The 7,401-nt window shown below is 63.6% G+C and carries 9 protein-coding genes, 1 tRNA gene and 1 pseudogene; 7 read left to right on the forward strand and 4 right to left on the reverse strand.

What is annotated here, in order from left to right; all coding sequences use genetic code 11:
• Positions 1-224: 224 nt before the first annotated feature.
• The 4 genes and pseudogenes from P3W97_RS03610 to P3W97_RS03625 all read left to right on the forward strand — a co-directional run bounded on the left by P3W97_RS03610 (position 225) and on the right by P3W97_RS03625 (position 1,444).
• Complete coding sequence (locus P3W97_RS03610) at positions 225-443, forward strand: PAS domain-containing protein (protein ID WP_300843871.1); 219 nt, start codon at positions 225-227, stop codon at positions 441-443.
• Between the two features lie 160 nt (positions 444-603).
• A pseudogene (locus tag P3W97_RS03615) lies at positions 604-783 on the forward strand (diguanylate cyclase); the annotation flags it as partial.
• A gap of 25 nt (positions 784-808) precedes the next feature.
• Entirely contained in the window at positions 809-952 is a 144-nt protein-coding gene (locus tag P3W97_RS03620; RefSeq protein WP_300843873.1) for a hypothetical protein, read from the forward strand.
• 18 nt (positions 953-970) lie between these two features.
• Positions 971-1,444 carry an EAL domain-containing protein gene (locus tag P3W97_RS03625; RefSeq protein ID WP_300843885.1) on the forward strand — a complete coding sequence of 158 codons (474 nt, stop codon included), beginning with the start codon at positions 971-973 and terminating at the stop codon, positions 1,442-1,444.
• Between the two features lie 130 nt (positions 1,445-1,574).
• Here the strand turns inward: P3W97_RS03625 and P3W97_RS03630 are convergent.
• The 3 genes from P3W97_RS03630 to P3W97_RS03640 form a co-directional block, all read right to left on the reverse strand.
• Positions 1,575-1,665: transfer RNA gene (locus tag P3W97_RS03630), tRNA-Ser, on the reverse strand.
• Between the two features lie 29 nt (positions 1,666-1,694).
• Positions 1,695-2,609 carry a stomatin-like protein gene (locus P3W97_RS03635; RefSeq protein ID WP_300843874.1) on the reverse strand — a complete coding sequence of 305 codons (915 nt, stop codon included), beginning with the start codon at positions 2,607-2,609 and terminating at the stop codon, positions 1,695-1,697.
• A gap of 57 nt (positions 2,610-2,666) precedes the next feature.
• The gene (locus tag P3W97_RS03640) at positions 2,667-3,101 is read right to left on the reverse strand and encodes an NfeD family protein (RefSeq protein ID WP_300843875.1); all 435 of its coding nucleotides are present in this window, start codon (positions 3,099-3,101) and stop codon (positions 2,667-2,669) included.
• A gap of 31 nt (positions 3,102-3,132) precedes the next feature.
• Here P3W97_RS03640 and P3W97_RS03645 point away from each other — a divergent pair, with 31 nt between their 5' ends.
• Positions 3,133-5,433 (forward strand): arginine/lysine/ornithine decarboxylase, encoded by a 2,301-nt coding sequence (locus P3W97_RS03645; RefSeq protein WP_300843878.1) that lies wholly within the window; start codon positions 3,133-3,135, stop codon positions 5,431-5,433.
• Between the two features lie 95 nt (positions 5,434-5,528).
• On the forward strand, positions 5,529-5,744 hold the full coding sequence (locus P3W97_RS03650; RefSeq protein ID WP_300843879.1) for a YdcH family protein: 216 nt from the start codon (positions 5,529-5,531) through the stop codon (positions 5,742-5,744).
• A 42-nt stretch (positions 5,745-5,786) separates the two neighbouring features.
• Here P3W97_RS03650 and P3W97_RS03655 read toward each other — a convergent pair whose 3' ends face one another.
• Entirely contained in the window at positions 5,787-6,254 is a 468-nt protein-coding gene (locus P3W97_RS03655; RefSeq protein ID WP_300843881.1) for a C40 family peptidase, read from the reverse strand.
• 211 nt (positions 6,255-6,465) lie between these two features.
• Between P3W97_RS03655 and P3W97_RS03660 the strand changes: the two genes are divergently transcribed.
• On the forward strand, positions 6,466-7,059 hold the full coding sequence (locus tag P3W97_RS03660; protein WP_300843883.1) for an isochorismatase family protein: 594 nt from the start codon (positions 6,466-6,468) through the stop codon (positions 7,057-7,059).
• The last annotated feature ends 342 nt before the right edge of the window (positions 7,060-7,401 follow it).

Consider the following 7,401-nt stretch of genomic DNA (forward strand, 5'->3'; position numbering starts at 1 on the left):
ATGCAGTCGCGCGAGTATTTGGCGTTGGGGCGGCGCGACGTCGACACGACATTGACGTGACGAAGGGAAAAACGTCGGTCTGTGCGTAAGTCAGCGTGTCACGAGCTTCACACCAGGCTAGAAATGCACGATGCCTCGGCGTCCACCTCCCTCTTGCCACACGCAGGCGCAGGCCGGTCGATCCTTCGAGCTCGGTCGTTCCATCGCAGCATGGATCGATGGTTGTGACCGGCTTTGATCAGCCCGCTTATGTCCTCGGGCCGGACGGCCGCTTTGTTTGGGTCAACGAGTCCTGTGTGGAGCTGCTGGGTCGCCCGGCAACAGAGCTGCTGTGGCTTCATTTTCAAGATTTGACGCACCCCGATGACCACGCTGGCGACCGCCAGCGCATCGGCCAACTCATCGCCGGCAAGGTGCGTTGGCTGCGGGTGGACGAGCGCTAGCTGCGGCCGAACGGCGCAACCATGTGGGTGCGGCTCAATGTCAACCGACCGTGGCGCGAGCCGGCCGCTGCCTCACCCGAGCTGGCCGAAGGGCTGCTGGTGCTGGGCCGCGAGATCGGTCTGGACGAGGCTGGCCGCGAGGCGCTGGCGCAGATGCTGCATGATATTGAGCGGCTGGCTCTGCCGATGTTGGACTTGGACCGCTTCCAAGCATGTCAACGATACACTGGGACACGCCACCGGCGATGCGCTGCTGGTCGCCGTCGGTGCACGCCTGCGCCGGCGGCTGCGCGAGGGTGACACGCCGGCGCGGCTGGGCGGTGACGGGTTCGTGGTGCTGATGCGCCAGCTGCGCGACCCGGCCGATGCGGCCGCGTTGGCGCGCCAAGGAACGCGGACGCGGCACTTTCGCTTACTTCGCCCAGGAGCTGACCCAGGCCGCCGCCCGTCACATGGAACTGGAGGTGTGCTTGCACCGCGCCGTGCGCGAACAGCGCCTGAGGCTGTAAGTACAGCGGCAGTTTGCCATCGGCCAGCGCGTTCCTTGTGGCAGCGAAGCGCCGGTGGGCTGGCACGACGACGAGCTGGGTCGCGTCTGTGCAGCCGAGTTCATTCCCATCGCCGGGTCCTGCGGTCTGATCGATGCCATTGGCTGCTGGGTGCTGTCGCAGGCGCTGGGCGTCGTCGCCACGTGGCGCCGTGCCGGATGGCGGCAGACGCGCATCTCCGTCAACATCTCGGCGCGTCAGTTCGCACAGGGCGATCTGGTGGCCACCGTGCTCAGTGGCCTAAAAGCCCGTGGCCGGACTGGCGACGCGCTGGAATTGGAAGTAACCGAATCCGCGCTCGTCGAGAATCTGCACAACCTGCCGGTGGACACGGTAAAGATCGAGCGCGGCTTCGTCCAGAGACTGGGACAGTCGAGCAGTGCCGGCCGGCTGTGTACAGCCATCATCGCGATGGCACATCTCCTGCACCTGGGCGCGGTAGCCGAGGCATAGCGACGGCCACCCAACATGACGCGTTGCAGGCCATGGGCTGCGACCGCTATCAGGGTGACTGGCGAAGAGGGTGGCCGTGCGAGCCAGGCGAAGTTTTGGTACGCTGGCAACGAAAGCTGGCCAGTAGATCTGGCGGAGAGAGGGGGATTCGAACCCCCGAGGGGCTGTTAACCCCTACACGCTTTCCAGGCGTGCGACTTAAACCGCTCATCCATCTCTCCATAAAGAGCGTTAATTGTAGCATCGGCGCTCAGGCGCCCTTGACTGTGCCGGCCATCTTCATCGCCGAGCCGATCAGCGCCGAGACCTCCGTCATGGTGCTCGGGACGATGAGCGTGGTATCGGCATCGTGTGCGACCCGGGCGTAGGCCTCTACCGCTTTTTCGGCCACCTTCAGCTGCACCGCCTGCTCCCCGCCCGGCTGGCGGATGGCGGCTGCGACGCGCTCGATGGCTTGTGCGGTGGCCTCGGCCACCTCGCGGATGGCGGCAGCCTCGCCCTGAGCCTGGTTGATGGCAGCCTGTTTTTCGCCCTCGCTCTTGGCGATGAAAGCGGCCCGCTCGCCCTCGGCGAGGTTGATCTGTTCCTGCCGCTTGCCCTCGGAGGCGGCGATGAGTGCGCGCTTTTCGCGCTCGGCGGTGATCTGCGCCTGCATGGCGCGAAGGATCTCCGCCGGCGGGGTCAGATCCTTGATCTCGTAGCGCAGCACCTTCACGCCCCAGTTCAGCGCCGCCTCGTCGATGGCGTTGACGACTTGGGCGTTGATCATCTCGCGCTCTTCGAAAGTCTTGTCCAGCTCCAGCCGACCGATGACACTGCGCAGCGTCGTCTGGGCGAGCTGTGTGATCGCCAGCACATAGTTGGAGGAGCCATAGCTGGCACGCATGGGGTCGGTGACCTGAAAGTACAGGATGCCGTCGACCTTGAGCTGGGTGTTGTCCTTGGTAATGCAAATCTGCTCCGGCACGTCCAGCGGGATCTCCTTCAGGCTGTGCTTGTAGGCCACCTTCTCGATGAAGGGCACGACGAAGTTCAGGCCCGGGGCGAGCGTGCGGTCGTAACGGCCAAGCCGCTCGACCACCCAGGCGGTTTGTTGCGGCACGACCTTGATGGATTTGACGACAAAGACGAGCGCGACGATGACGACGACGACGGCGATTTCCATGGGGCAGGCTTCCAGTCGGTTGGTGGCGGGGGAGGGGGGAATGGTGTCCAGATGGACTCAGAGAGGATCCAGAGGTTCGATGACCAGTCGGTTGCCTTGCACCGCACAGATGCGGTGGGGGCCGGGCCGTCGATCGCCGTGCGCGGTGGATATCACCGCCAGCCACTGCGCGCCGCGGTAGCGCACCTGCGCAGTACCGTCGGGCTGCCAGTCCTGTACCTGCACAGTCTGTCCGACGTCGAGCACAACGTCGGGGTTGACTTGGGCACTTGCGCTGCGGCGCTGCAGGCGCAGCCACGCCCAGCCGCCGACAGTGAGCAGCGCGCACAGGCCTGCAACCAGCAGTTGAGCGCTAAAGACCATTCCTGCATGAGCGGCCAAGGCCCCAGCGGCGGCGGCCAGGGCCAGCATCAACACGAAGAATGTGCCGCTGAGCAGCTCAGTGGCGAGCAGCAGCCCAGTCAGTACCCACCACAGTGTCGCGTCATCCATCGTTCACCCCTTTGGCCTACACTCACGGACCATGAAATTTCGCTTTCCGATCGTCATCATCGACGAAGATTACCGTTCCGACAACACGTCGGGTCTGGGCATCCGCGCGCTTGCACAGGCGATCGAGGCCGAAGGCTTCGAGGTGGTCGGCGTCACCAGCTACGGCGACTTGAGCCAGTTTGCGCAACAGCAAAGCCGTGCCAGCGCCTTCATTCTGTCGATCGACGACGAAGAGGTCAGCGACAGCCCGGAAGAAGACCCAGCAGTGCGGAACCTGCGCGCCTTTGTGCAGGAGGTGCGGCGGCGCAATGCCGAGGTGCCGATCTACGTCTATGGCGAGACGCGCACCAGCCGCCACCTGCCCAACGACATCCTGCGCGAGCTGCACGGCTTCATCCACATGTTCGAGGACACGCCGGAATTCGTCGCGCGTCATATCATCCGCGAGGCCAAGGCCTACCTGGAGTACATCCAGCCGCCGTTTTTCAAGGCGCTGTTGGACTATGCGGAAGACGGCTCTTACTCCTGGCATTGCCCTGGGCACTCGGGCGGCGTGGCCTTCCTCAAGACCCCGGTGGGGCAAATGTTTCACCAGTTTTTTGGCGAAAACATGCTGCGCGCCGACGTGTGCAACGCGGTGGAAGAGCTGGGCCAGTTGCTCGACCACAATGGTGCCATCGGCGAGAGTGAACGCAACGCCGCGCGCATCTTCAACGCCGATCACTGCTTTTTCGTCACCAACGGCACCAGCACCAGCAACAAGATGGTCTGGCACCACACAGTGGCGCCGGGCGACGTGGTGGTGGTAGACCGCAACTGTCACAAATCGATCCTGCACGCCATCATCATGACCGGGGCCATCCCCGTGTTCCTCAAGCCCACACGCAACCACTACGGCATCATCGGGCCCATCCAGCAAAGCGAATTCACCCGCGAGTCCATCGAGGCCAAGATCGCGGCCCATCCGCTGCTCCAAGGGGTGGACCCCAAGCAAGTTCGCCCCCGCATCCTGACACTGACCCAATCCACCTACGACGGCGTGCTCTACAACACCGAAACCATCAAGCAGATGCTGGATGGCTACGTGGACAACCTGCACTTCGACGAGGCCTGGCTGCCGCATGCGGCTTTCCACCCGTTCTACGGCACCTTCCACGCCATGGGCCGCAAGCGTGGGCGCCCCAAGCACTCGGTGGTCTATTCCACCCAGTCCATCCACAAACTGCTGGCGGGCATCAGCCAAGCCAGCCATGTGCTGGTGCAAGACTCGCAAACGCAACAGTTGGACCGCCACCTGTTTAACGAAGCGTACCTGATGCACACCTCCACCAGCCCGCAGTACAGCATCATCGCCAGCTGCGACGTGGCTGCGGCCATGATGGAGCCGCCCGGCGGCACCGCGCTGGTAGAGGAAAGCATCGCCGAGTCGCTCGATTTTCGGCGTGCCATGCGCAAGGTGGATGCCGAATTCGGACCGGATGAGTGGTGGTTCCAAGTCTGGGGGCCACAAGAGCTGGCCGAGGAAGGCATCGGGCGCGCTGGCGACTGGGTGCTCAAGCGCACCGACAGCGAAGGCGTACAGACCGCCGACGGCGAGGACGCCTGGCACGGCTTTGGCGACATGGCCCCGGGCTTCAACATGCTGGATCCGATCAAGGCCACCATCATCACACCGGGTCTCAATCTCAAAGGCGACTTTGCCCCCACCGGCATTCCAGCCAGCATCGTCACCAAATTCCTGGCCGAGCACGGCGTTGTGGTCGAGAAGACCGGGCTGTACTCGTTCTTCATCATGTTCACCATTGGCATCACCAAAGGCCGCTGGAACACGCTGCTGACCGCGCTGCAGCAGTTCAAGGACGACTACGACCGCAACCAGCCGATGTGGCGCGTGATGCCCGAGTTCTGCCGCAAACAGCCGCGCTACGAGCGCATGGGCCTGCGCGATTTGTGTCAGTTCGTGCACGAGATGTACGCCCAATACGATGTGGCCCGTCTGACCACCGAGATTTACCTGAGCGACCTGACCCCGGCCATGAAGCCGAGCGACGCCTTTGCCCAGATCGCGCACCGCAACACCGAACGGGTGCCGATCGACGAGCTGGAAGGGCGCATCACCACGGCACTGATCACGCCGTACCCACCCGGCATTCCGCTGCTCATACCCGGCGAGGTGTTCAACCGCAAGATCGTGGACTACCTGAAGTTCTCGCGCGAGTTCAACGAGCGCTGCCCGGGCTTCGAGACGGACATTCACGGCTTGGCCATCGAGGAGACCTTCGACGGCGGCAAGCGCTACTGCGCCGATTGTGTGCGCGTCACATCCTCTTGAGGCAGGTCAAAGCCCCAAGCGCATCTGAGCCGTCAGGGCGTTGCCATGCGGTAGGATGCGGGTGCCGACATTTCAATTTCTCAGTCTGAATCACCATGTTCCCCGAATACCGCGACCTGATCACCAAGCTCAAGACCAGCGATCATCACTTCAGCCGCCTGTTCGACAAGCACAACGAGCTGGATGAGCGCATCCAACGCATGGAGCAAGGCATCGAGCCTGGCACGCACGAGCAAATCGAGACGCTCAAGAAAGAAAAGCTGCTGCTCAAGGACCAGCTCTACGATATCTTGCGCAAAGCCGCTGCCTGAGTTCGCGCACGGCGACGTGACGTCGGTGACCCTACCCTGGCGTCAGCCGCTGCCGTCGCCGATGACGCGGCGCGCTCCGCTGAAGCGGTCGCGCCAATAACGGCTTTCCATGTGCTCCATGCGGACACGGGCACCCGAGCGGGGGGCGTGTATAAATCGTCCCTGTCCGATGTAGATGCCAACGTGACTGAACGGTTCGCCCTGGGTGTCGAAGAACACCAGATCGCCTGGCGCCAGGGCCTGCACATCGATGGGCAGAGTGACTTGTGCTTGCTGCGCGGCGCGCCGCGGCAGCAGGATGCCGGCGCTCTCGCGGTAGGTGATCTGCACGAAGCCACTGCAATCCACCCCCTGATCGAACGCGGTGCCGCCCCGCTGGTAAGGCACCCCGACGTAGGCCATGGCGTATACCAAGGCGGCCGATCGCCGACTTTGCGCGTCGCCGGACAGCGCAGGCCATACGGGCTCGGCCCCATCCCCCAACACCCCCCGCGCAGTAAGAAGATCCATGATAGGATCATCGGCCCAGGCGCTGGGCGGTAAGGTGCAGGCCAAAGCCACCCCCCCCACCCAAGCGCGCACGGCTTGTAAAAAAGGGGCCAGAGTTCTGCTCCTTGGGGACACCATAGGGCGTACCTTAGGGCATGACGGCAAGGCCCGTCAATGGGCTTGTCATTTATTCCTGTCCTTGTTCCAAGGCCTTGGGGGGAGCTGCGAACCCATGTTGCTGGATGCAAACGACTGCCAGCTCGTCCTGGTGGACTACCAAGCTCGGCTGATGCCGGCCATCGCGCGGGGCGGCGAGGTATTGCAGCGCGCGGAACTGCTGGCCGGTTTGGCGCACCTGCTGGACGTACCCGTCTGGGGAACGGAACAAGCCCCGCAGCGGCTGGGAGCGCTGGCGCAAACGCTGCGCAATCGGTGCCGACAGGTATTTGCCAAAACCACCTTCGACGCTTGTGACAGCGGCTTGTTGACCGTCTTGCGAGCGCCGACACGCTCGGCTGGCAATGCCCGCAGCCTGCCCAAGCATCTACAAAAGCCCCCAGCACCAGCGCGGCAGACGATCGTGCTTGCGGGGTGCGAAGCCCATGTCTGCCTGCTGCAGACGGCACTGGGCCTGGCGGAGCAGGAGCTGGATGTTTGGGTGGTGACGGATGCTTGCGGCTCACGTCGAGACCGGGACCGCGATGCTGCCTTCGACCGTTTGGCCGCCAACGGCGTGGAGCTGGTTACCGCCGAAATGGTGGGCTTCGAGTGGCTGCGCGACGCGCAGCACCCCCGCTTTCGCGAGGCGTTGGCTTTGTTGAAATGAAGGGGCGCAAAGCGCGGCTGATCAGCGCCGATAAACTTTAACGATCAGCCGCAAAGAATATTTAAATTTTAGGGTAATTGCGGATGCGTCGCTGGCGCGGCAGTCGCCAAAATACGATGACGATGCTGGGGTTTGCCGCAGGGCGATCCAGTGACGACGAAACCTCGAGTAGGAGCACACATGATGACCATCCAATCCAACCGACGCGCCGTGCTCAAGGCCGGTGGGGCGCTGGCGACGCTGGTGTCGCTGGGCGTGGTGACGGCTGAGCAGGCGCAGGCGGCGGGCCGTGACGGCTTTGCGGCCAAGACGCTGGAGGAGGCGCTCAAAGCGGTGGGCGGA

Source organism: Tepidimonas sp. (assembly GCF_029335975.1).
Taxonomy (GTDB): Bacteria; Pseudomonadota; Gammaproteobacteria; order Burkholderiales; family Burkholderiaceae_C; genus Tepidimonas.

Bases quoted from the DNA above. Each gene is read 5' to 3' on its own strand.
- P3W97_RS03620 (WP_300843873.1), top strand. From the start codon at position 809: ATGCGGCCGCGTTGGCGCGCCAAGGAACGCGGACGCGGCACTTTCGCT.
- P3W97_RS03650 (WP_300843879.1), top strand. From the start codon at position 5,529: ATGTTCCCCGAATACCGCGACCTGATCACCAAGCTCAAGACCAGCGAT.
- P3W97_RS03660 (WP_300843883.1), top strand. From the start codon at position 6,466: ATGTTGCTGGATGCAAACGACTGCCAGCTCGTCCTGGTGGACTACCAA.
- P3W97_RS03655 (WP_300843881.1), bottom strand. From the start codon at position 6,254: ATGGATCTTCTTACTGCGCGGGGGGTGTTGGGGGATGGGGCCGAGCCC.
- P3W97_RS03645 (WP_300843878.1), top strand. From the start codon at position 3,133: ATGAAATTTCGCTTTCCGATCGTCATCATCGACGAAGATTACCGTTCC.
- P3W97_RS03640 (WP_300843875.1), bottom strand. From the start codon at position 3,101: ATGGATGACGCGACACTGTGGTGGGTACTGACTGGGCTGCTGCTCGCC.
- P3W97_RS03635 (WP_300843874.1), bottom strand. From the start codon at position 2,609: ATGGAAATCGCCGTCGTCGTCGTCATCGTCGCGCTCGTCTTTGTCGTC.